This is a genomic window from Streptomyces sp. NPDC002520, assembly GCF_053595235.1.
Window position 1 is genome coordinate 154,954 of the sequence record NZ_JBSFXG010000019.1, and the last position, 22,716, is coordinate 177,669.

Consider the following 22,716-nt stretch of genomic DNA (forward strand, 5'->3'; position numbering starts at 1 on the left):
ACCGTCGTGGTACGCCAGGTACTCACCGTCGATCACAACGGCTCCGGCGAGTACCGGACCATCAAGGAGGCCCTTTCCCACGCCCGCACGGGCGCGGTGATCAGCGTGCAGCCCGGTCGGTACGTGGAGAACCTGCTGGTGACCACGCAGGTCACCATCGTCGCCGACGGCCCCAAGGGGAGCGTGGAGATCATCCCGCGCCGCGACACCGCGATCACCCTGGCCGCCGAAGCGGTGATGCTCACCGACCTGCTGCTGCGCGGCGGGGAGAGCGACGTGCCCGTGGTCCATGCCGCCCGGGGCCAACTGGCCATGCGGGACTGCGAGGTGGTCGGCAAGGGCTGGGCGGCCGTATCGGCCTCCGACGCCGGCTCGCTCGCCCTGCGGGACTGCCGGATCACCAACCCGGACGGGGCGGGCATCGTGGTGACCTCCGCGCAGCCGAGCGCGGTGGAGGACTCCGTCATCGAGCACTTGGGGACCTCCGCGGTCGTGGTCGTGGACCAGGGCCGGATCAGCGTGCGCGGCTGCCGACTGCGCGACGCGCGGGGCAACGGGATCCTGGCCAACGGAGAGTCCCGCGGCACCATCGAGAGCTGCGAGATCTCCTCCACGGACAAACCGGCCGTGGCGCTGGAGGGTTCCAGCAGCGTCACCGTGCAGGACGTCACCGTCACCGGGGTGACCGTGGGGGTCTACGTCACCAGCACCTCCCGCACCGTCCTGGAGAACGTCCAGGTGACCGACACCACCGGTCACGGCATGGTCGTCGCCGCGGGCGCGGACCCCCTGCTGCGCCGCTGCGGCACCGCCGACACCCGGGGCAGCGGACTGCTCGTCACCGGCAAGTCCCGTGGCACGTACGAGGACTGCGTCTTCCGCACCCCGGCCCAGTCGGCCGTACGGGTCGCCGAGTCCAGCAGTCCGGTCCTGACCGGCACGACCGTACGGGACACCGAAGGCGTCGCCGTACTCCTCGTGGACGAGTCGGTCGCGGAGATCGACCGGCTCGACGTCCTCGACGCCGGCGGCCACGGCATCTCGGTACGTTCGGGCGCCAACCCGCTGCTGCGGCGGGTGCGCGTCAACGGCACGAAGGGCTACGGGATCGAGGTCGCCGAGGACGGCCGGGGCCGGCTCGAACACTGCGAGATCGAGAACACCGGTTCGGCGGCCCTGCGCATCGAGGGGCACGGCAACCCGCACGTCGGCAACACCACCGTCCGCGGCTCCAAGCAGGCCGGGGTGTCGGTGGGATCCCTCGGCCGGGGTTCCCTCAGGGACTGCGAGATCAGCGGGACGGGTACCGAGGGCGTGTCGGTGGAGGACGGCGGCGAGCTGTCCATGACCCGGGTGAACGTCAAGGAAGCCGGCGCCCACGGCATCCTGGTCGCGGCCGGCGCACGGGCCGCCCTCAACTCCTGCGGATTCGCCGACAGCACCGGCGACGGCATCCGGGTCGACAGCGCCGAACAGGTCACCATCACGGGGTGCGCGGTGCGCACCAACCGGGGCGCCGGGCTTCGGCATTCGCGTCCGGGCACCCGGCTCTCGGTGGACGGACTGGTGAGCACGGGCAACGGCGCCGCGGACATCTGGGAGGGTGCCCCGAAGCAGGAGATCCCCGCGGGCGGCACGAACGGGGGCCCGGCGGAGGCCGTCCCGGGCGGCGCGGCCCCGGACACGACGCCGAAGGGACCGCTCGGCGAACTGGAGGCCCTGGTCGGGCTGGAGGGCGTCAAGCACCAGGTGAGTACGCTGATCAACCTCAACAGGCTGGCCCAGCACCGCGCCAGCCTGGGAATGCCCGCACCGCCCATGAGCCGCCACCTCGTCTTCGCGGGCCCGCCCGGCACCGGCAAGACCACTGTGGCCCGGCTGTACGGCAGCATCCTCGCCGAGCTGGGCTCGCTCCCCTCGGGCCACATCGTGGAGGTCTCCCGGGCCGACCTGGTGGCCCAGATCATCGGCGGTACCGCCATCAAGACCACCGAGACCTTCCAACGGGCCCTGGGCGGCGTCCTGTTCATCGACGAGGCCTACACCCTGCTCTCCGACAGCAAGGGTTCGGGGGCCGACTTCGGCCAGGAGGCCATCGACACCCTGGTCAAGCTCATGGAGGACCACCGCGACGAGGTCGTCGTCATCGTCGCCGGCTACTCCAAGGAGATGCAGGCCTTCCTGTCCGCCAACCCCGGACTCGCCTCCCGGTTCACCCGGAGCATCGAGTTCATCAACTACACCGTCGACGAACTCGTCACGATCGTCGAGAACATGTGCGTCTCCCACGGCTACCAGCTGGCCCCGGCCGCGCGCGAGGCCCTCGCCCTGCACTTCACCCGGATGCCCCGGGACGCGAGTTTCGGCAACGGCCGTGCCGCGCGCAAGGTGTTCGAGGAGATGGTGGACCGGCAGGCCTTCCGGCTCGCGACCCGCTCCGAGATCAGCCAGGCCGACCTGGCGCAGCTCGTCGCGGAGGACGTGGGCGAGGAGGAGGCGGCCATGATCAGCTCGGGCGGCGAGGACCGGCCCGCGGACTCGGAGGTACTGGCCCGCCTCAACGGCATGATCGGTCTCTCCGCCGTGAAGGAGGAGGTCGCGGGCATGGTCGACCTCCTCGCGGCGACCCGGCAGCGCCAGGCCGCCGGACTGGCCGCGCCCAGGATCAGCCACCACCTCGTCTTCGCCGGACCTCCCGGCACCGGCAAGACCACCATCGCCCGTCTCTACGCCGACCTGCTGTGCTCCTTCGGGGTGCTGCCCCGCGGCCAGCTCGTCGAGGTGGCCCGCGCCGACCTCGTCGGCCGGTACATCGGCCACACCGCACAGCTCACCCGCGAGGCCTTCGAACGCGCCCTCGGCGGGGTGCTCTTCATCGACGAGGCCTACACCCTCACCCCGCTCGACTCCCCGTCCGACTTCGGGCGGGAGGCGGTGGACACCCTGCTCAAGCTGATGGAGGACCACCGCGACGAGGTGGTGGTCATCGTCGCCGGCTACACGGACGAGATGGGCCGGTTCCTGGACTCCAACCCCGGTCTCGCCTCCCGTTTCTCACGGCACGTCACCTTCGAGGACTACACCACCGACGAACTGGTGACCATCGCCGACCGGCACACGCTCGAACTCGGATACCAGTGCGCCCCCGAGACCCTGGAGGCGCTGCGCCTGCTCTTCGAGACGACTCCCCGCGGCAAGTCCTTCGGCAACGCGCGCCTGGCCCGCCAGCTCGTGGAGACCATGATGACCCGGCAGGCCGGCCGGCTGAGGGGCCTCACCGACCCCAGCCTGGAAGCCCTGAGCCGACTACTGCCGGAAGACCTGCCGTCGGACGCCCTCGCCGCGCGCGGTGACAGGCAGAAGGTTCTCCAGCACGACGGAGGTGCCCGCTCATGAGCCTGTGGCAGAGCTTCCTGGGCCGACGGGCGGCCGGCAGCGGCCAGAACGCCCCGACGGCCGGGACCCAGAACCCGACCGGCCCCGAAGGCGCCCCCGGCGTCCACCTCTTCCACCCCACGAAGCAAGCGCCCCCGTACCTGACCGACGCCGCCCACTGGCTGGGTCCCGTGGCCCGGGACCATCTGGTGTTCCTGGTGGACAGCGGGGTCGAGGACACCTCCACGCTCCTCGACCAGTTCACCCCCATCCTGGCCACCGCGGTACGCCACCGGTTCGACCGGGTGGCACTGGTCATGGCAGACGGCGCGGGCTCCGGCATCGCCGGGCGGATCACCGAAGCCTGGCCGGTCGAGGTGCTGGCCTGCCACGGCGTGCCCGTCGTCGGACCGGACGGCACCCTCTTCTCCCACCACGGCTGGCTGCGCTTCGCCGCCGGCCGCGCCCCCGAGGTCGTCGGCCGCCGCTTCCCGGCGCCCGTCTGGCAGGCGGCGTTCTCCCGGCTGGCCGCCGACACGGCCGAGGGACACCGCATCGACCACATCCCGGCCGGGATCATCCTGCGCCCCGACCGGTACGCGGCTCCCCCGGTGCCTGCGCTCGCGCACACGGTGCCGATGGAGGCGACCAGCGCGGTCCTGCTGGTCGGCGGTCCCGGCGCCGGCGGCACCTCCGCCGAGGCCGTCGCCAGCGTGCTGGCCGCCCTGCCGGACCGGGTCCGCCGGGCGACCCGGCTGATCCCCTGGTCCGGGGATCTGCTGCCGCTGGCCAAGGCGGTCGCCCACCTGCTCGACACGGAGGTGGAGGTCTCGGGGGGACTGCCGCTGCTGCTCGACGCGGCGGACGGCGAGCCGCCCGAGTCGCGGACCCTGCTGATCTCCTCCGAAGGGGACCCGACCTGGCACTCGTACGTGGAATCGGTCGTCTACGGGCCCGACGACGGTCCGGTCGGGCGCCTCAAGCGCTGGCGACCGCCCCTGGCCGGCCTCGCCCCCGGGCAGCGGGACGGGACGTACCGGCTCTCCGACGACTGGCAGGTGGCGGTGACCCGCGCGGGGCTGTGGGTGGGCCCCGCCGGCCGGGTCACGAGCGCGTGGGAGCGCCCGGTGGAGGCCGAGGTCCTGGCCATCGACGTCGGACTGCCCGGCGTCGCCACGGACGACTCGCTGCTGCCCGTGCTGGACGGCATGCTCGGCAGGCTGGAGACGTCGGAGCGTGAACGCGCCATGCTCCAGATCCACGCGGACTGCACCGACGACCAGCTGACGCAACTGCGCCGGATCACGGTCCGGCACGGCATCGGCCTGGCCCGCCGGGGCTGGCTGCCCGGTGTGGGCGCGAACGCGTACCTGCCGGGCCACGCCCCGGCCGTCGCGGAGCCGGCTCAGCAGCAGCCCGCGGCCGCCGTCGCCTCGGCGCCCGCCTCCCTGATGTCCTCCACGGCCCCTTCGCTGGCCCCGGCCGAGCCCCGGCCCGAACCCGAGGCGGAGAATTCGGAGGCCACGCAGGTACTGGCCCTGCCGCAGATCGACATCGCCGAGGGGCCGGGCGCGGCCGCCTCGGCCGGCGCCCTGCCGGGCTGGCTGACCTCGGGCACCCCGCTCCGGGCGGCGGAGCCTGCCGGAGAGGCGGAGGAGCCTGCCGGGGAGGCGGCGACAGCAGCGTCAGCGGCAGCGCAGGCGGAGCCGGCATCGGCTCCCACCCCGGCCCCGGCGGCCGCCGAGGTCCCCACACCGGAACCCGTAGTGCCTGTCCCCGCACCGGAACCCGTGGTACCTGTGCCCGCACCGGAACCCGTAGTGCCTGCGCCCGCACCGGAACCCGTAGTGCCTGCGCCCGCGCCGGAACCCGTGGTACCTGCGCCCGCGCCGGGCCCCCCGCCGGCGGCACCCACCGCCGGCCCCACCGACCTGCACACCCTCCTCGGCCCGGCGTGGGAGCGGCACCACCAGGCCGTGGTCCGCGCGCTGACCCATTTGCCGTCCGTACGCAGCCGCGCCGACGACGCGATGCGGTCCGACCTCGTCGCCCTCCACCTGTATCTGACGGGTGAGGCGGCCGTCCTGCCGGAAGGCAGGCGCCGGGCGGCGGTCAACGCGGGCCTGCGCCGGCTTCCCTCGTACAGGGGGCCCGCGCTGCGGAGTACAGGCCCGGGCGCCGGGGCGGAGGATCCCGTACCGGGTACGGAGCTGAGTTCCGACGCGCCGATCAGCGCGCTCGCCGCCGACCGGCCGCTGCCCCAGGCCGGCGGCGACCGGTACCTGATCTGGTCCGCGACCGCACGCCGGATCCGGCCGCTGCTCGACGGCGGGAGCGCGGGCGCAGACGCCGTCGAGGAGGTCGTGTTCGGCGCGGGGACCAGGCTGCGCGTCCTCGGCGTACGGGACGGCTGGGCCGGTGGCCGGCTGGTCCTGCTCCGGGAGCTGCCCGACTCCGCTCCACCGGCCGCACCCGGTGAACTCGACCCCCAGGACGCGCTGTTCCAGGAACGACTGCTCACGTGGCTCGCGGACTCCGAACCGCGGTGGGACGAGGCGGCCGCCTGGCCCGACCGCTGTGTCGGTCGGCTGACGGAGCGGCCCGGTGCCCGGGGCCCGGCAGCCGGTCCCGCACCAGTCCTGTCCTGAAGGGCAGGCCCGACATCCATCGACAGAGGAGATTCCAGTGGCACAACAGGAACGGACCGTGAGCCAGGGCCCTCCGGGCGCCCGGTCCGAGGGCACGGAGCGGCCGAGGATACGGCAGGCGGTGGCCCTGCACGACGCCACCGCGTCCGAACGGACCGCCTCCGGGCCGGTGTTCGTTTCGCAGCCGGCCCCTGCCGAACCCGCACCGCGGCCGGCCGCGGCCGAGCCGGCTCCCACCCGCCTGACACGGCGCGCCCAGCGGCGCTCCCGGTCCACCGCGCAGGCCCGCCCGGCGCCCCTCACGGTGACGCCGGCCGCACCGGCCTCCGCGGCTGCGGCCGAGCGGGGGGACGACGACGACGGCGGTTCCGCCCCTACGGGCACGGCGGCGGCCGCTCCCACGGCAGCGCCGGCGCGCCCCGCGGAGGACGGCTCCTCGCCGCCGCGCCAGGCCGCGGGCGGGAGTGGCGGCCAGGGTGGGCGTCCGCTGATGGCCGCGGCGGCCATCGCGGGAGCCGTACTGGTCTCCGTACCGCTGGTGGTGGTGAGCCAGCGCTCCGATGCCGAACAGACGACACGCGCGGTCGGCGACATCCCCGCCGCCGCCCCCGTCGCCACTCTCGGGGAGCGCGGCGGCGCCACCTGGCCCAGCACGCAGGGCGGCACGGACCAGCAGTCCCTGAAGCCCTCCGAACGGCTCCAGCAGCCTCCGGGGGTACTGCCGCCCACGACCACGCCCGGCCTGCCGGATTCGGTGGACACCTCCCGGTACAAGCCGCCGCTGATCACGTCCTCCGGCAAGAAGCCGACCGATAAGGCCAAGACAAAGGCAAAGGCAAAGGACCGGAAGGCGGGCGGCGGACAGCCGGCCGGCCCGCTCGGGGAGATCCCACCCGTCCGGAGCACCGACGCCGCCGGCGGCGACGGCCCCGACACCCCGGCTGCCTCGGAATCGCGCAGGACGCCGAGGACGCACACGTCGGTCCTGGCGGCCTCGGACACGACGTCCGCCCCGAAGCCGCGCCCGGCGGTCCGGCACACCACTTCTTCGCGTTCCTCCGGTTCTTCTGGTTCTTCTGGTTCTCCTGGCTCTTCCGGCTCGGATTCCGGCTCGAGGACCACGACCCGGTCGGCTGCCGCTCCGCGGGTGAGGGCCGCCGCTCCGGCACCCGCACCCGCCCCCGCCCCGCCCGCGAAGAAGCGGGCCACCGCCGTACGCACCGCGCCGACGGCGAAGGAAGGTCAGACCAAGGTCCTGCACGGCACCTACGTGATCGGGCGCGGCCACTCGGTCGCCACCAACCGCATCTCGCTGACCATGCAGCAGAACGGCAATCTGGTCATCTTCGACGCCAACGGCCGGGCCCGCTGGTCCGCGGGCACCTCCGGTCGCGGAGACCGCGCGGTGTTCCAGGGCGACGGCAACCTGGTCGTGCTGGCGGCCGACGGCACGACCGTCTGGTCGTCCCGCACGGACGGGAACCCGGGGGCGCAACTGGTCCTGCAGAACGACGGCAACGTCACGATCCAGGCGGCCGACGGCAGGTTCCTCTGGGGCAGCGGCACCCAGTACTGATCGCGAAGCTCACCCAAGGCAGGAAGAAGGCCCCCGCCCGGCAGCAGTGCCGGGCGGGGGCCCTCGCGTTGTCCGGGCTGACGTACGGTCACGGGAGCCTGCGGCGCGGCGCGTACGCCACGGTGTGTGAACGGTCGCGCAGGCCCTGACCGCCGGCACTGTGCCATGCACCTGGGCCAGGGCAATCGGCGTTGCATAGATGCACGTTAGGCATAGGGAACTACCTGAACCAAGCGTGATCCCAGCCAACCGGTCAGGCAAGTAGATACGTGTTGGCTAGCCAAATCAGACATTCAAGCCATCTCCCTGCCCGGGTGAACAGAGGTGCTGCACAAAGGGGAGGGACGCGGGCCGCCACCGCTTGGTTCCCCGGATTCGCGTGCTGTGCTGAGCGACGGAACCGACAGGAACACGAGGTAGGGGGCGAATACGATGGAGCCCGCTGAGGCAAGGACCTTCCGGCAACTGGTCGGCAGGGAGCAGGAGACAGCCCGGCTGGACACCCTCGTACACGGGCTGCGGCACGAGGACGCCGGCCAGGTGTTGACTCTGTACGGCCGGCCGGGCATGGGCAAGACCGCTCTTCTCGACGGCTGTGCGGCCGGGGCCCGGGCCGCCGGGGCACTGGTGCTCCGGGCAGCGGGTGTGCGCGCCGAGGCGTCCTTGCCGTACGCGGCACTGCACCAAGCCCTCTGGTCCGTCCAGGACAAGCTGGACGAGCTTCCCTGCGCGCAGCGCACCACGCTCCGGTCCGCCCTCGACACCGGCGACACCTCCTGCGCCGATGTCTTCCGCCTCTCCACGGCGGTCCTCGCCCTGCTCCGGCACTCGGCCGGGGAACGGCCCGTACTGCTGGTGCTCGACGACATCCACTGGTTCGACCTCGAGAGCCGCGCGGTGTTCGGATTCCTCGCCCGCCGGCTGACCGGCACGCGGATCTCGCTGGTCGCCGCCACGGCGGACAGCGCCAGCCCCTTCCTCGACGACGCGCGGACCGACGCGTGCCCCGTGGGCCCTCTGTCCCCGACCGACGCGGCGACGCTGCTCGACGCGCGGCACCCCGCGCTCGCCCACGAGACACGGCGCAGGATCATCGAGGCCGCCGACGGCAGCCCGCTGGCGCTGGCCGAACTGCCCGGGGCCCTGTCCGAGGCGCAGTTGGCGGGTCGCGAGCCGCTGCCCGCCCTCCTGCCCCTCAGTGATCCCCTCCGCAGGGTGTACGGCCCCCTGGTGGAAGCCCTCCCCGCGGAGGTACAGGAGTTGCTCCTGCTGGCGGCCCTGGAGGCGCACGGCAGTACGCGCACGGTGTGGGCCGCCTACCGCCACGGCTGGGAGGCCGCGGGCGAGGCGCTGGTGACCGCCGAGAAGGCCGGCGTCCTGCGGGTGACCGGGGAGCGGGGGCGGCTCGCGTTCACCGAACCCCTGTTGCGTGCCGCGGTGGTCGCGGCGGCGGCACCCGACGGCCTGCGGGCCGCGCACCGGGCGCTGGCATCCGTGCTCGACCATGAACCGGACGAGCAGGTACGGCACTTGGTGGCATCGGCCGTAGGGCTCGATCCCGCCGTGGCGGGCGCGCTGACGGCCAGTGCGGCCCGCGCGGCCCGGAACGGCTTCGAGCACCTGGCCCTCACGGCGCACAACCGGGCGGCCGACCTGTGCGGGAACGCCCCCGAACGCGCCGAACTGCTGGCGCTCGGCGCCCACAGTGCCGGGCGCGCGGGGCGGTTCGCGCTCGCCGCGGAGCTGCTGCGTCAGGCCTCGGCGGTGGCGGCCCGGCCGGAGGGCCCGGCCTTCGCCCTCGCTCAGGCACAACTGCTGGCCGAGCGGGACGGCGACAGCCGGGCCTCCTTCCACCTGCTCCTGGGCGCCTTCGACTCGTGCGGGGACGCGCCGGGCACCGACTCCGGCCCCCGGGGCGCCTGGCGCGACGAGTTGCTCACCCGGCTCTTCTCCCTCGCCGTGGTCTCGGGAGACGCGGAACAATGGCACGCGATCACCTCCAGGATGAGTACAGGACCCTCCTGGGCCCGTCTCGTCAAGGAGCTGTCCTCGCCGCTCGCCGACGGGGGCCCGCGAATCCCGGCGCGGCTGGACACGGCCGTCAAGGACCTCCCCCCGGACGCCGGCAGCGCCGAGGTGCTGCGGCTCGCCCACCTCGCGCTCGCCCTGGACGGCCTCGGCCCGCTCCGGGACCGGCTGTGGCAGGTGGTCGAGGCGAGCGACAAGGGCGGTGCCGTCATCGACTGCGCCGAAGGACTCGGCGTCCTCGCACTCGACCTCCTCTTCGGCGGCGACCGGGACGCCGCCGAGGAGGCGACCTCGCGGATGCTGCGGCTCGCCGAGAAGCAGGGACTCGTCCTCACGGCCCGGCGCGCCAAGGCACTGTCGGCCCTGATCGCGGCGGCCCACGGGGACGCGGGAACGGCTCGTGCGCTGACCCGGGAGCTGACCGCGGTGAACGGTCTTTCGGGGCTCACCTCCCTGATGGTTCATCAGGCCGACGCCTGGGCAGCCCTGTCCGAGGGTGCGTACGCCGAGGCCTACACCCATGCCCTGCGGGCCTCCGGGGCGGCGGCGGACAGCGCCGCCCTGTCCCCCCTGCACCCCTGGGTGTTCCTGACCCTGGTGGAATCGGCCGTACTGACCGGCAGGGCACACGAGGGGCGCATGCACCTCGCGGCGGCCGAGGCCGCGGGACTCCCCCACCGCTCGGGGCGGCACCTCGTCCTGGTCGCGGGCGCCCATGCGCTGCTCGCGCCGCCGCAGCAGGCGGAGTCTCTTTTCGAGGCCTCGGTAGGCTCCCCCGAGCGGGAGCGGCACCCCTTCGAATTCGCCCGCCTGCGCCTGGCGTTCGACCGCAAGCACCGCGGCGCCGGCGGCGGAAGAGGCGTCCTGAACGCCGAGGTGCGCACCGCCGCGGTCCAGGCCGTCATCCGCCGGCCGCAGCGGGAGCACGAGCGTTCGGAGGTGGCGCCGCTGCTCCCGATGGCCACGGGTCCGGCCGACAATCCGGCCGACCTCACCCGGCAGGAGCTGCAGATCGGCCGGCTGGCGGCATCAGGCCTGTCGAACAAGGAGATCGGCCGCCGTCTCTTCCTCTCGCCGCGCACCGTGAGCACCCACCTGTACAACCTCTTCCCCAAACTCGGCATCACGTCCCGGGCGTCCCTGTACCAGAGACTCTCGGAGCTGGGCTACCACGAGGAGACCCGGCCGGCCTGAGGGCTCGGGACGAGCGTCCCGCCCCTCCCGTGGACGTCGGGAGGGGCGGGGCTCTGGAGGCCGGGCGCCCCATCGCGGGGCCACCGAGAAGATGACGGGGGTCAGCGCATGTGGGTGCCGCCGTTGATGTCGAACGTGGCGCCGGTGACGTACCCGCCTTCCTCGCTCACCAGATAGGCCACGAGGCCGGCCACCTCCGACGGCCTGCCCATGCGCCCCACGGGGATGCTCCGCACCGCCTCGGACACCGCCGACGCACCGAGTTGTGTCACCGCGGGGGTGTGGACGCCGGCCGGGGCGACCGCGTTGACGGTCACGCCGTGCGCCGCCAGCTCTCGGGCGAACAACTTGGTCAGCACGAGGACTCCCGCTTTGGCCGCGGAGTAGTGGGGGCCGGTGAGAGTGCCGCCCTGCTGGCCCGCCAGCGAGGCGAGATTGACCACGCGGCCCCATCCGGCGCGGCACATCGCGGGCGCGCACAGCCGGGTCAGGGCGAGGACGCTGCGCAGGTTGGTCGTCATCACGGCATCCCACTCGTCCAGCTCGACGTCCCACACCGAGCCCGGGGAGGTGCGGGCGGCATTGTTGACCAGGACGTCGGGTGCGTGCCATGTGCCGGAGATCTCGCGCAGCGCGGCCCTTACCGCGTCCGTGTCGTCCACGTCCACCCGGAGCGGCAGCGCCGTGCCCGCGCCGGGGTCGAGCGCGTCGGACAGCTCGGTCACGGCGTCGCCGTCGCGGTCCAGCAGGGCCACCCGGTGTCCCAGCCCGTGCAGGCGGTTGGCGATAGCGGCGCCGATGCCACGTCCCGCGCCGGTGACCAGGGCCACCCGGAAGTCGGCTGTCGTCATCGTCGGCTCCTCTCAGATGACCGGACTCGGCGGCAGTGGGGCACCGAGGAGCGCTCGGCCGTAGATCTCCTTGCTGGTCTGGACGCTGAGGGCGGCGTGCCGGGAGGCCGTCTCGATGTCGCGCCAGGCCCGTTGCAGGTCCGAGCCGTCCGCGAAGCTGCCCGCGCCCGCGGTGTCCAGCAGCAGGCTCACGGCGTCCCGGGAACAGCGCATGGCGTGGGCGGCGTCCATGCGCAGCCGGGCCCGCTCGGTGAGCGCGGGACGGCGGCCCGCGCGGGCGTGCGTGTCCACCTCGTCGGCGGCGCGGCGCAGGTGCAGGCCTGCGGTGTCGATCAGCGTCGCGGCGTCCGCGACGTTGAGCTGGTGGGCGGGGGCCTCGGCGACCAGGCGGTGCAGGGGGGAGACCGCGCGCTTGCCCTGGGCCGCGGCCCTCAGCACCTTCTCCAGCGCCGCCGTGGCGATCCCGACGGCCGTTGCCACGAGGGGCAGGTTGATGGAGAGGTGGAAGGTGATCCGCGGCTCGCCGGGATGGCGTTGCCGGTAGACGCCGTTCGCCATGTCGGTGAGGGAAATCGTGCGGGAGTCCGGCACGAACACCTCGTCCGCGATGGCCGTGTCGCTGCCGGTGCCGCGCATGCCGGCCATGTGCCATACGTCGTCGACGGCCAGGGCGGAGGTGGGGACCAGGGCCATGCCACGCTGCGGCTCTCCCCCCGCGCCGGCCCAGGTGAAGCCGAGCAGGGTCCAGGCTGCGTGGTGGATGCCCGATATCCAGGGCCAACTGCCGCTCAATGTCCAGCCGCCGTCCGAGCGCCGCGCCGTTCCGGACGGGTTGGCGGTGCCGCAGACGACGGCGTCCGGGGCGTCCTGCCACAGAGCCGTGCGCTCGGGGTGGGCGAGCTGGGAGGCGAAGAGACCGCCGCCGTAGGCGATGCCCACGATCCAGGAGCCGGCGGCGCACCCCCGCGCCAGTTCCGCGCACACGTCGACCGCCGTACGGACGTCCGCGCCCTGGCCGCCGTACACCTTGGGTGTGCCGAGTCGGAGGAGGCCTGCGCGGCGCAGGGCGGTCAGCGTCGTATCGGTGAGGCTGCGCCTCTCCTCCGTGCGGGGTGCCTCGTCGGCGAGGAGCGGGAGGAGTGAGCGTGCCGCCGCGACCGGGGTGAGGTCGTCGGGAGCGTCGGATCTGTGCGCGGTGTCGGGGCTTGCGGTGCCCACGGTCATCCCTGCCCTTTCGGTGACAGTGGCCCGGTGCTGAGGGGCCTGGGGGTGGCGGCCCGGTGTGCTTCGGCGTCAGTAGGCGACTACGTTGTCCAACTCCTCGTCGGCGGCGAAACGGTCCAGCTGCCGGCGGATGAGGGCTTCGAGGCGAAGCCACATGGCGTTGGTGAACGCGCCGATGTGCGGGGTGATCAGGACGCCTGGCGTGTCCCAGAGCGGGTGGCCGGCCGGCAGCGGCTCCGGGTCGGTGACATCGAGTGCGGCCCGCAGTCTGCCGTCGCGCACCCTCGCGAGCAGGGCCGCCGTGTCGACGACCGCTCCTCTGGCCACGTTCACCAGCAGCGCGCCGTCCCGCGTGCGGGCCAGCAGCTCGGCGTCGACCAGGTGGTGGGTCGCGGCGGTCAGCGCGGTCGTCAGCACAATGACGTCAGCGTTCGCGATGAGCCGGCGCAGCCGGGCGACACGGTGCACGGGCCCGCGAGGGGAGTCCCGGTCCGTGCGCGCGACACGTATCACCGTGCAGCCGAAGGGGGTGAGGAGATCGTCCAGGGCGGACCCGACCGCTCCGTATCCGACGATGAGCACCGAACGCCCGTACAGCGACGCGGACACCTCGGGCTGCCACACCCCGAGGCCCTGGGCGCGGGTGAACGTCGGTATCTGGCGCAGCGACGCGAGGATGAGCGTCAGCGCCAGCTCCGCCGTGCTGCGGGCGTGCACCCCCTGGGCGTTGCACAGGGTGACACGGCCCGGCAGTCGGCGAAGCCGCATCCCCAGTCCGTCGGTCCCCGAGCTGAGGGCCTGGACGGCTTTGAGACGCGTCATACGGCCCAGCGGCCTGCTGATGACGCCGATGTCCTGGACGAGGGGAGGTACGTAGAACTCCACGGCGGCCGGATCCGACGGGAACGGCGAACGCCCGTCCCAGTGGGCGTAGCGAAGCCCGGCGGGCAGGCCGGTGAGACGGTTGAACTCGACCGGGAGCCAGACCTGTCGGGAGTCCGGGAGTACATCGGAGGGCACTGCGGTCAGCCTTTCTGTTCGAGGGACGGGCGCACGCCGACGCGCTCATGTGCGCCGGCGCTCACCGTCGGACGTCCGGCCTCCGCACGGCGTCACCCTCGACCACACGCGCCACAATCTCGTACGTTCCCGGGAGCGCGGGCCTGACCCGGCACCCCGGACGTCGTCGACCATGTCTCGGCGTGTTCCCGCAGGCTGAGGACGTGCTCGTTGATGCCCGGCGGGAACGGAAGGATGAGTGCGACCGATGGGCAACGGGACGTCACACGTGGGTGCTTGAGCGTCCTGCCACCGAGTTCGCGGCGGAGCGCGTGCAAAGAGAGCGGCCGGCATGGGCCGCGGGAGTGCTGAGCATCTCGCGTCGACCTGTCTGAAGTGAATGCGAGAGCGCCCGAACGGAGAGCCTCTCCTATGCACTCATGCTAAGTATGCGCGAAGGCGAGAAGTCAACGACACTGCTGAACCTGCGTACAGGGCTGCCTGATCGGGCAGACGGGATGAGCAAATGGGAATGCTCGCTTCTGGCTTCACACCCGAGGTGACCTCGGCGCGGCCGCGGGCGTCGCGGAGAGCGCCGAACCGCTCTGCCGGGTGGACGGGACCGGGACACTTCGTACGCACAAGCGTCCTCCGTCACCGCCCTGCCGGGAAAGAGCGGTCAAGCTGCTTGCGCCGTGCGCTGTGCCGTTCCGTCCAGTGCGTGGACCGTGATCGTTTCGGCGCCCCACCTCGCCGTTCTTCCGCAAACGAGGCCGAGTTCCGCGAGGTACGGATCGAGCCTCTGGATTCGGCCCCGGAGGGCGCGCAGCGTCATCAACCGCCCCGGCGAACCCAGGAGCCTGCGGATGTCATGGCAACAGACGGGGCCAGGGAGCGCGCAGAGTATCTCGAGCAGCAAGGACTGTGTGCGGAACGACGGAGCCACCCACCTGTCCTCGTGCCGCGCGGGCCGGGCTTTCACCGTCGACGTGGGCCTGATCCGCCGCAGCCAGCGCAGATCCGCATCAAGCCGCGCCGCCAGGACTCCCGGCAGCGCATCCCGGTCCAGGACGTTGACCGCCCCGGCGGCGAGGAGCCCAGCCGAGTTCCCCTCCTGCGCGGTCGACACGACCACGTGAGCGACGAGGGCCAGGGACCTTACGCACGACTCCAGTTCGCCGGGCGACCGCGGAGCCGCGCTGTCGAGAAGGATCAGCCGGCTGCGTCGGCCGTCACTCCCGCGGTCGACGGCCTGGCTCCACGTCAGCGGAACCAGTGCGTGACAAGAAGCACGCCGCAGCCTCGCCACCCATCCTTCATCCCTGTCGAGAGACACCACCGCGGCGTCGGCAGGACCCCCGGGCGCCCGGTCGAAGCCCATGCGGGACCTTGGCTCACCCATGGACGCGACCACCACGATTCCCCCTCCGCAGATTGCCCGACACACCCACCACCTGCCCGTGCCGATTCCGCGAGCAGTCTACTTACTTGTTAGGCATAGAAGGTCCTGCAAACTCATCCCTTACGGGCAAAGTGGTCGCCCTTGTGTGCGGTCACGCAGAACCAGGAGTCGATCGGTCGGCGTGCACATGGACCAAGACCGCCGACCAGATCCCCGACCGGATCTGCCGCTCCTGCTCACGCCTCTCGAAACCAGATCATTGGCTCTTGCCTCATCGGGCAACAAGAACCAGTCATACATGCCCAGTTGAGACTTCCGGCGCGGGACCCGGCCCGGCTCGGCGGGATACTGCGACGCAGCGCGCGTCCCGCCGTGCTCCAGCCCCCAATCACAGCGGAGGCATCCCGTGACTGACATCGATTCCCGGCTCACCGACGACATCCCCGCGCCCCACGAACTGGACCTCGGCCGCCCCCTCTACCGCCTCGATCCCCTCGGCCGGGACTTCCCTGCCGAGGGAAAGGCGCTCCAGGAGATGGGCCCGCTCGTCCCCGTGGAGCTCCCGGACCGCGTGACGGCGTGGGCGGTCACCCGGCGCAAGGTCGCCGACCAGTTGCTGACCCACCCCGACATGCGCAAGAACCCCCGGCACTGGCGCGCCTACCAGGACGGCCTCGTACCGGACACCTGGCCCCTGCTGCAGCTCCTCATCACTCCGACGATGCTCATCATGGACGGCGCCGACCACACCCGGCTGCGCAGGCCCATCCAGACCGCGTTCACCACGCGCCGTGTCGAGGCGCTGCGCCCGCGTATCGAGGAGATCGTCGACCAGCAGCTCGACGCGCTCGCGGCGGCCGGTCCAGGATCGGTCGTGGACCTGCGCGCCACCTTCGCCTTCCAGCTGCCGGTGACCGTGATCTGCGAGCTGTACGGCCTCGACGACCCGGAGGCCAGGCGTCAACTCGCCGTGGACAGCCTTCTGTTGCTGAGCAGCGCGACGCCGCCCGCTGAACGGCTGGCCGCGGAGGCCAGCATCTTCGGCATCATGGCCCAGCTGATCGCCACCAGGCGCAAGCAGCCCGGTACCGACCTCACCACGGCCCTCATCAAGGAGTTCGACGCCGGCGACATGTCGGAGGAGGAGCTGGCCGGAACGCTGTTCCTCATGCTCCTGGCCGGTCACGAGACCACGCAGGACCTGATCTGCAACGCGGTCCAGCGCCTGGCCGAACACCCCGACCAACTGGCGCGCGTCCTCGACGGCACCTCCGGGCAGGATCCGTGGCACGGCGTGGTGGAGGAGTCGCTCCGCTTCGATCCCCCCGCCGCCACGACCATGTTCCTGTACGCCGAGCGGGACGTCGACATCGAAGGTGTCACCCTCCGGGCCGGTGACCCCGTGCTCTTCTCCATCTCGGCGATCGGCCGCGACGACGACGTCTTCACCGACCCGGACACGTTCCTCCCGGACCGGCGAGGCGCCCACCAGCATCGCGCCTTCGGCCACGGCCCCCACCACTGCCTGGGCGCGCCCCTGGCCCGCCTGGAGGCGAGGGTCGCGCTGCCCGCCCTGTACGAGCGGTTCATCGTCACCCCCGCGGAACCACTGGGGGACATCGAGCGGGTGGGATCGCTGTCGACCAACGGCCCCGCCCGGCTGCCGGTGCGCCTCACCGCGCGGTCATGATCCGCGGGCTGCGCCTCTGCCGGCATCTGCGCCCGCAGCGTCACCGCCCCCGCTACGCCGTCGCACGTGGCTGTCCGTACCGGCACGACGTCTCCGTGCACCCGGGCCGCCACTGATCCGGTCTCGTCCGCGCCGCTTCCAGGTCCCGTCTGAACGGCCCGGGCCCGCGAACCGTACCCCTTGGTGGATCACCTGTGCGTGAATCACCTCTCGGTGGATCGCATACGACTCTGCGGAAGGGATTCCACATGACCAGCGCATCGCCCCAGCCCTCCCCCGGGCTCCCGGCCACGCCCGAGCGGGAAGGCCGTTCCACGGGACCGGCTCGCCGTACGGTCATAGCTGCCGCCGGGGCGGCCGGGCTCGCCGTCGCGCTGACCGCCTGCGGATCGGGCGACGACTCGAAGGGCTCCGGGGCCGCCGCGTCCGGCACGACGCTCGCCAAGACCTCCGACATCCCGGAGGGCGGGGGCAAGATCCTCGCGGACCAGGGCGTGGTGGTCACGCAGCCGACGGCCGGCACCTACAAGGCCTTCTCGTCGAAGTGCACCCACCAGGGGTGCGCGGTGAGCGGCATCACGAACGGCGTGATCACCTGCCCCTGTCACCACAGCGAGTTCTCGGTCGCGGACGGCAGCGTGAAGAAGGGGCCCGCGACCCAGCCGCTGCCCGCCGAGAAGATCACCGTCTCCGGCGACGAGATCAAGCTGGCCTGACGCCTGATCCGCCTCACGCTCGCCCGGGTGGCCGCTCGAAGCATCCGAGGATCTCGTCCGTGGTCGTGACCGTCGCGACCAGCGCGAGCGTGTTGCGGATCATCGCGGGGACGTAGTCGGCGGGCACCCCGGCGACGGCGTCCGCCGGGACGACGGCGGTGTAGCCCCGGTTGACGGCGTCGAACACCGCGTTGGGGACGGCCACGTTGACCGAGACCCCGGTGACGATCAGGGTGCGGCAGCCGAGGTTGCGCAGCAGGGCGTCGACCTCGGTGCCCTGGATCGGGGACAGGCCGTGCAGGCGTCGTACGACGAGATCCTCCTCGGTGACCTCGATGGGGCGCGCCACGCGAACCGCGGTGGTGCCGGTCAACTGCTGGACGGGGAGCCGTTCGGCGGCCCGGAACAGACGGGCGTTGCGGCCGGCGCCCCGGCCGTCCGGGCGGCGCTCGGCGACGGCGTGGATCACCTGCACCCCGCACTCGTGCGCGGCGGCGACCAGCCGTGCCACGTTGGCCAGGACGCCGGAGGAGCGGGCCTGTTGCGCGAGTTCGGGCAGCGCGCTCTGCGGCCCGACCACCCCCTGCTGGCACTCCACGGTGAGCAGGACGGTGCCGGCGGGCTCGAGGAGGTCCCCGAGTTCTTCGTACGACGGCATGGCGCCTCCGTTCACCGGGGTGCGGGGCGGCGAGCGTAGTCATACCGGCGTGGAAGGGGAAGGCGAGGGGACCGCGCCCCATTCCCTTTTCTGACGTGATGTCAGAGGATCGACGCGGTACGGACGTCTCTGGCGCGACGTGGGAGAAGAGGGATCCGCATGACCGTCACTCAGCAGCGCAGGGGCCGGAAGATCATGATGACGCCCGGCGAGCTGGACGCGTTCCTCGCCGCGCAGCGCACCTGCCGGGTCGCGACCGTCTCGGCGGACGGCGCGCCGCACGTCAGCGCGCTGTGGTTCACCTGGGACGGCACCTCGCTGTGGCTGTACTCGGTGGTGCGCAGCGCGCGTTGGGCGCAACTGCGCCGTGATCCCCGGGTGGCGGTGGTGGTCGACTCCGGCGAGGAGTACGGCCAGTTGCGCGGGGTCGAGCTGTCCGGGCGGGTGGAGTTCGTCGGCGAGGCACCGCGCACCGGCGAACTGTGCGCCGAACTCGACGCGCCCGAGGCGCTGTTCGCCCGCAAGAACTTCGACATGGACGAGATGCCGCACGACGGCCGGCACGCCTGGGCCCGGCTGACCCCGCAGAAGATCGTCTCCTGGGACTTCCGCAAGCTGGGCGGCTGACTCCGGCCACCCCGCAGCGCTCCGGCGAGGCCCGTCGGGCACTGCGGGGACGCCCCCGGGATGACCCGAGGGGCGTCGTCGGCGAACGCGGACGTCCCCCGTGTCGTTCATCGCTCGTCCGCTCCGCGCGCCCCGGACCGAGGCGCGCGGGCGGCACCGGCGGCACGTCCCGGCACTCAGCCGAGCCGCTGCGCCGACACCCGCAGCGCCTCGACCGCGGCGCGGATCGAGGGACGGCGGTCGGCGTCCGCGCGCCAGACGACGTAGACGTGCCGGCGCACCCGCTGCTTGAGCGGCACGAGGACCACACCCGGGGGCATCGGGGCGCGGCCCAGCAACGGGGCGATGCACACCCCCAGTCCGGAGGCCACCAGCACGAGTTGGGTGTGGGTCTCACCGGCGCGATGGCCGACGATCGGTTCGATGCCCTTCGAGCGCAGCGTGAACATGAGCCACTCGTGACAGAACTCGCCCTCGCCCCAGGTGATCCACTCGTCCTCCGCGAACTCGGTGAGGTCCACCTCGTCGCGGTCGGCGAACCGGTGCCCGAGCGGCAGGGCGACCTCCGCCGGGTCGTCCAGCAGCGGGGCCTTGACCAGGCCGTCGGGCACGGGCATCGGCTTGTTGTACCAGTCGAGGACGACCGCGAGATCGAGGTCGCCGCGCACGACCCCGGCGATGCCCTGCTCGGGTTCCAGTTCGCTGGAGCGCACGCGCAGGCCCGGGTGCTGGACGCGCAGGGCGGAGAGCGCGGCCGGGAACAGTCCGCGGGCGGCGGTCGGGAACGCCGCGACGCGGAGTTCGCCGACGACCTGGCCCCGTTGCGCCTCCAGGTCGGACTGGGCCAGCTCCACCTGGGAGAGGATGCGGGCCGCATGCTCGGACAGCAGCCGTCCGGCGTCCGTGAGCCGCACACCCCGGCCGTTCTTGGCGAGGAGCTGCTGGCCCACCTCCCGCTCCAGTTTGCCCAGCTGCTGCGAGACCGCGGACGTGGTGACGTGCAGCGCGTCGGCGGCGGCGCTGACCGAGCCGTGCCGGGCGAGGGCGTCCAGGGTGCGCAGGCGCTCGAGGTTCAACATGTAAGCGATCCTACGAGGTACTGGGCGAGAATTCTCGGTTGTGCTACGAGGTTGCATGCATCATCGTTGACCGCATGAGCACGGTCACCGCACCCCGTACCCAAGCCCCCGCCCCGGCCCGCCCCCGCGCCCGTCCCGACTGGCGGATCCGCTTCGGCATCCTGTCCCTGATCTGGGGCTTCAGCTTCCTGCTGATCAAGGTCGGCACCGAGGGATACGCGCCCTTCCAGGTCACCCTGGGGCGACTGGTGTTCGGTACGGCGGTACTGGCCGCGGCGATGGCCGTGAAGCGGGAGCGGCTGCCGCGCGGGGCACGCCTGTGGGGGCACATGGCGGTCGCCGCGTTCTTCCTGAACGCCCTGCCGTTCTCCCTCTTCGCCTACTCCGAGCTGACCATCCCGTCCACGCTGGCCGGCATCTGCAACGCCACCTCGCCGCTGTGGGGCATGGCCCTGAGCCTGGTCGCCCTCTCCGAGGACCGGCCGACCCGGGTGCGCGTCGCCGGCCTCGGCCTGGGCTTCCTCGGTGTCCTCACGGTCCTCGGCGCGTGGCAGGGCTTCCACGGGCTGGACGCCACGGGTACGGCGATGGCGCTGCTGGCGTCGCTCAGCTATCCGGTCGGGTGGATCTACGTGCGCCGCACGCTGGCCGGGTCCGGCAACTCACATCTGTCCATGACCGGCGCGCAGTTGCTTCTCGCGACGGTCCAACTCGCCGTGGTGACTCCGCTGTTCACCTCCTTCCCCGCCCGCTTCCCGCTCGTCCCGCTGCTCGCGATCGCCGCGCTGGGCGCCCTCGGGACCGGGCTCGCGGTGCTCGTCCAGTACGGGCTGGTCGCCGAAGTCGGCCCCACCACCGCACAGATGGTCACGTACTTCATCCCGGTCATCGCCACGGCGGCGGGCGTGGCGATCCTCGGGGAGTCGCTGCGCTGGACCACGCCGGTGGGCGCGGTGATCGTGCTCGCGGGGGCCGCACTCACCCAGGTCAGGAAGAAGGACTGAGGGGCGAGACGGGCACGCCCAAGGACACGAAAGGCGCCTGCGGGGGCGGGCGGCGGGCACCCGCGGGGGCTGCGACGGGGACGGCGCGTGCGAGTGCCGCGCGGCTCGTCAAGCCCACGCGGCGGGGACGGCGCGCGGGCGGGTGCCGCGCGGCTCATCACGCCCACGCGGCGGGACCGGACGCACACGGATCGCGGCGCCGTGCCACCTCGGTCGGCCACGCCCACTCGGCCCGGTGCGCCACGGCCTCTCACCCGTGCGCGTCCGGTCTCGCTTCGGCTCCGCTCCCTCAGCGGTAGGAACGGTCCGGGGACGGGCGTACCGCCGCCGCCACCGCCTCCGCCAGGGGCGCGATGTCCTGGTCCGTGACGGGCGAGATCGTGATGCGGATGCCCGGTGGGGTGTCGATGCGGAAGCGGGACCCGGGAGCCACGCCCCACCCCGACTGCAGCAGACGGGCGACCGCGGCCGTCTCGTCGGGGACCGGGACCCAGACGTTCATGCCGCTGTGGCCGTAGGCCGTGACTCCGCGCTCCGCGAGCGCGTCGATCAGGGCCCGCCGTCGTGTCCCGTACGCCGCCGCCACCGCGACCGTGTCCACCGCGCCGTCGGCCCACAGCCGGGCCACGGCGCGCTGGAGCAGGAGACTCACCCAGCCCGGTCCGAGCCGCTGGCGGCCGCGCACCCGGTCGACCGTGACGGAGTCGCCGGTGAGGACGGCGACACGCAGGTCGGGACCGTAGGCCTTGGAGGCGGAGCGGATCAGGGCCCAGTGCCGGGTGGCTCCCGCCAGGGGGTGCAGCGGGATATCGACGTTGGCGTGGCCGTGGTCGTCCTCGATCAGCACGGTCCCGGGGTGCTCACGCAGGACCGCGCGCAGGGCACGCGCGCGCGTCGCGCTCACCGAGGCGCCGGTCGGGTTCTGCGCGCGGTCGGTGACGATCAGGGCGCGCGCCCCGGCCTGAAGGGCGCGGCGCAGATCGTCGGGGAGCGGGCCGTCGTCGTCCAGCCCCACGGGGACCGGGCGCAGTCCGAGCGCGGGGACCAGATCCAGCACGCTGCCCCAGCCCGGGTCCTCGACGGCGACCGCGTCGCCCGGTCTGAGGTGGGCCGCGAGAACGCGCTCGACGGCGTCAAGGCAGCCCGAGGTGACGGTCAGCGGACCGTCCGGGACGCCGTCGGCGTCGAGTTCGGCACGGGCGATCCGGGCCAGGTCCGGGTCGATGGGGTCGGCGCCGTACAGGACCGGCGCCCGGTCCGCCCGTGCCGCCGAGGCGGCGAAGGCCTCGGCGAGGCTCGGCAGGAGGGCGGGGTCGGGGTTGCCGGTCGACAGGTCCCGCACCCCGGCGGGCACCTCCACGCGCAGTTCCTCGCGCCCCGTCGTGGCCGGCTTGGGCCTGACCCGGCTGCCGCGACGCCCGGCGGTCTCGATCACCCCACGTTCGCGCAGGGTGCGATAGGCGGCCGCGACCGTGTTGGGGTTCACCCCGAGCCGGGTCGCCAACTCCCGCATGGGAGGCAGCGGTTGGCCCGGCTCCAGCTCTCCGGTGCCGACCGCGCGCTCGACGCTGGCCGCGATCTCCGCTGCGCCACGTCCATGAATCGGGTATTCTCCTAGCACAAAGACAATTATGCACTAGTGCAA

14 protein-coding genes are annotated in these 22,716 nt (G+C 72.9%); 8 read left to right on the top strand and 6 right to left on the bottom strand.

Going from position 1 to position 22,716, the window contains the following annotated elements:
• The first annotated feature begins 6 nt into the window (after nucleotides 1-6).
• From ACWD5D_RS25515 to ACWD5D_RS25530, 4 genes are all read left to right on the top strand, one after another.
• Complete coding sequence (locus ACWD5D_RS25515; protein WP_451375062.1) at nucleotides 7-3,396, top strand: right-handed parallel beta-helix repeat-containing protein; 3,390 nt, start codon at nucleotides 7-9, stop codon at nucleotides 3,394-3,396.
• The gene (locus ACWD5D_RS25520) at nucleotides 3,393-6,023 is read left to right on the top strand and encodes a hypothetical protein (protein ID WP_451375063.1); all 2,631 of its coding nucleotides are present in this window, start codon (nucleotides 3,393-3,395) and stop codon (nucleotides 6,021-6,023) included. Before ACWD5D_RS25515 ends, ACWD5D_RS25520 begins: the two co-directional genes overlap by 4 nt.
• A gap of 58 nt (nucleotides 6,024-6,081) precedes the next feature.
• Nucleotides 6,082-7,599: a hypothetical protein gene (locus ACWD5D_RS25525; RefSeq protein ID WP_451375064.1), complete on the top strand. Its 1,518-nt coding sequence runs from the start codon at nucleotides 6,082-6,084 to the stop codon at nucleotides 7,597-7,599.
• A 432-nt stretch (nucleotides 7,600-8,031) separates the two neighbouring features.
• On the top strand, nucleotides 8,032-10,821 hold the full coding sequence (locus ACWD5D_RS25530) for an AAA family ATPase (protein ID WP_451375065.1): 2,790 nt from the start codon (nucleotides 8,032-8,034) through the stop codon (nucleotides 10,819-10,821).
• 101 nt (nucleotides 10,822-10,922) lie between these two features.
• Here the strand turns inward: ACWD5D_RS25530 and ACWD5D_RS25535 are convergent, their stop codons facing one another.
• The 3 genes from ACWD5D_RS25535 to ACWD5D_RS25545 all read right to left on the bottom strand — a co-directional run bounded on the left by ACWD5D_RS25535 (nucleotide 10,923) and on the right by ACWD5D_RS25545 (nucleotide 13,916).
• Nucleotides 10,923-11,672 (bottom strand): SDR family oxidoreductase, encoded by a 750-nt coding sequence (locus ACWD5D_RS25535; RefSeq protein WP_451375066.1) that lies wholly within the window; start codon nucleotides 11,670-11,672, stop codon nucleotides 10,923-10,925.
• Nucleotides 11,673-11,684: 12 nt separating this feature from the next.
• The gene (locus tag ACWD5D_RS25540; protein ID WP_451375067.1) at nucleotides 11,685-12,890 is read right to left on the bottom strand and encodes an acyl-CoA dehydrogenase family protein; all 1,206 of its coding nucleotides are present in this window, start codon (nucleotides 12,888-12,890) and stop codon (nucleotides 11,685-11,687) included.
• Nucleotides 12,891-12,965: 75 nt separating this feature from the next.
• Entirely contained in the window at nucleotides 12,966-13,916 is a 951-nt protein-coding gene (locus tag ACWD5D_RS25545; RefSeq protein WP_451375068.1) for a 2-hydroxyacid dehydrogenase, read from the bottom strand.
• A gap of 1,787 nt (nucleotides 13,917-15,703) precedes the next feature.
• On the opposite strand from ACWD5D_RS25545, the gene ACWD5D_RS25550 reads away from it, so the two are divergent.
• Both ACWD5D_RS25550 and ACWD5D_RS25555 read left to right on the top strand, forming a co-directional pair.
• On the top strand, nucleotides 15,704-16,987 hold the full coding sequence (locus ACWD5D_RS25550; protein WP_451375069.1) for a cytochrome P450 family protein: 1,284 nt from the start codon (nucleotides 15,704-15,706) through the stop codon (nucleotides 16,985-16,987).
• A 248-nt stretch (nucleotides 16,988-17,235) separates the two neighbouring features.
• The gene (locus tag ACWD5D_RS25555) at nucleotides 17,236-17,703 is read left to right on the top strand and encodes a Rieske (2Fe-2S) protein (RefSeq protein WP_451375070.1); all 468 of its coding nucleotides are present in this window, start codon (nucleotides 17,236-17,238) and stop codon (nucleotides 17,701-17,703) included.
• A 13-nt stretch (nucleotides 17,704-17,716) separates the two neighbouring features.
• Here ACWD5D_RS25555 and ACWD5D_RS25560 read toward each other — a convergent pair whose 3' ends face one another.
• A complete protein-coding gene (locus ACWD5D_RS25560) occupies nucleotides 17,717-18,361 on the bottom strand; it encodes a cysteine hydrolase (protein WP_451375071.1) in 645 nt (214 codons plus the stop codon).
• A gap of 159 nt (nucleotides 18,362-18,520) precedes the next feature.
• Between ACWD5D_RS25560 and ACWD5D_RS25565 the strand changes: the two genes are divergently transcribed.
• Nucleotides 18,521-18,988 (top strand): pyridoxamine 5'-phosphate oxidase family protein, encoded by a 468-nt coding sequence (locus tag ACWD5D_RS25565; RefSeq protein WP_451375072.1) that lies wholly within the window; start codon nucleotides 18,521-18,523, stop codon nucleotides 18,986-18,988.
• 176 nt (nucleotides 18,989-19,164) lie between these two features.
• Here the strand turns inward: ACWD5D_RS25565 and ACWD5D_RS25570 are convergent, their stop codons facing one another.
• Nucleotides 19,165-20,067 (bottom strand): LysR family transcriptional regulator, encoded by a 903-nt coding sequence (locus ACWD5D_RS25570; RefSeq protein ID WP_451375073.1) that lies wholly within the window; start codon nucleotides 20,065-20,067, stop codon nucleotides 19,165-19,167.
• 74 nt (nucleotides 20,068-20,141) lie between these two features.
• Between ACWD5D_RS25570 and ACWD5D_RS25575 the strand changes: the two genes are divergently transcribed.
• Nucleotides 20,142-21,071, top strand: coding sequence for a DMT family transporter (locus ACWD5D_RS25575; protein WP_451375074.1), 930 nt, complete (start codon nucleotides 20,142-20,144; stop codon nucleotides 21,069-21,071).
• Between the two features lie 289 nt (nucleotides 21,072-21,360).
• Here ACWD5D_RS25575 and ACWD5D_RS25580 read toward each other — a convergent pair whose 3' ends face one another.
• A complete protein-coding gene (locus tag ACWD5D_RS25580; protein WP_451375075.1) occupies nucleotides 21,361-22,692 on the bottom strand; it encodes an aminotransferase class I/II-fold pyridoxal phosphate-dependent enzyme in 1,332 nt (443 codons plus the stop codon).
• Nucleotides 22,693-22,716: the final 24 nt, after the last annotated feature.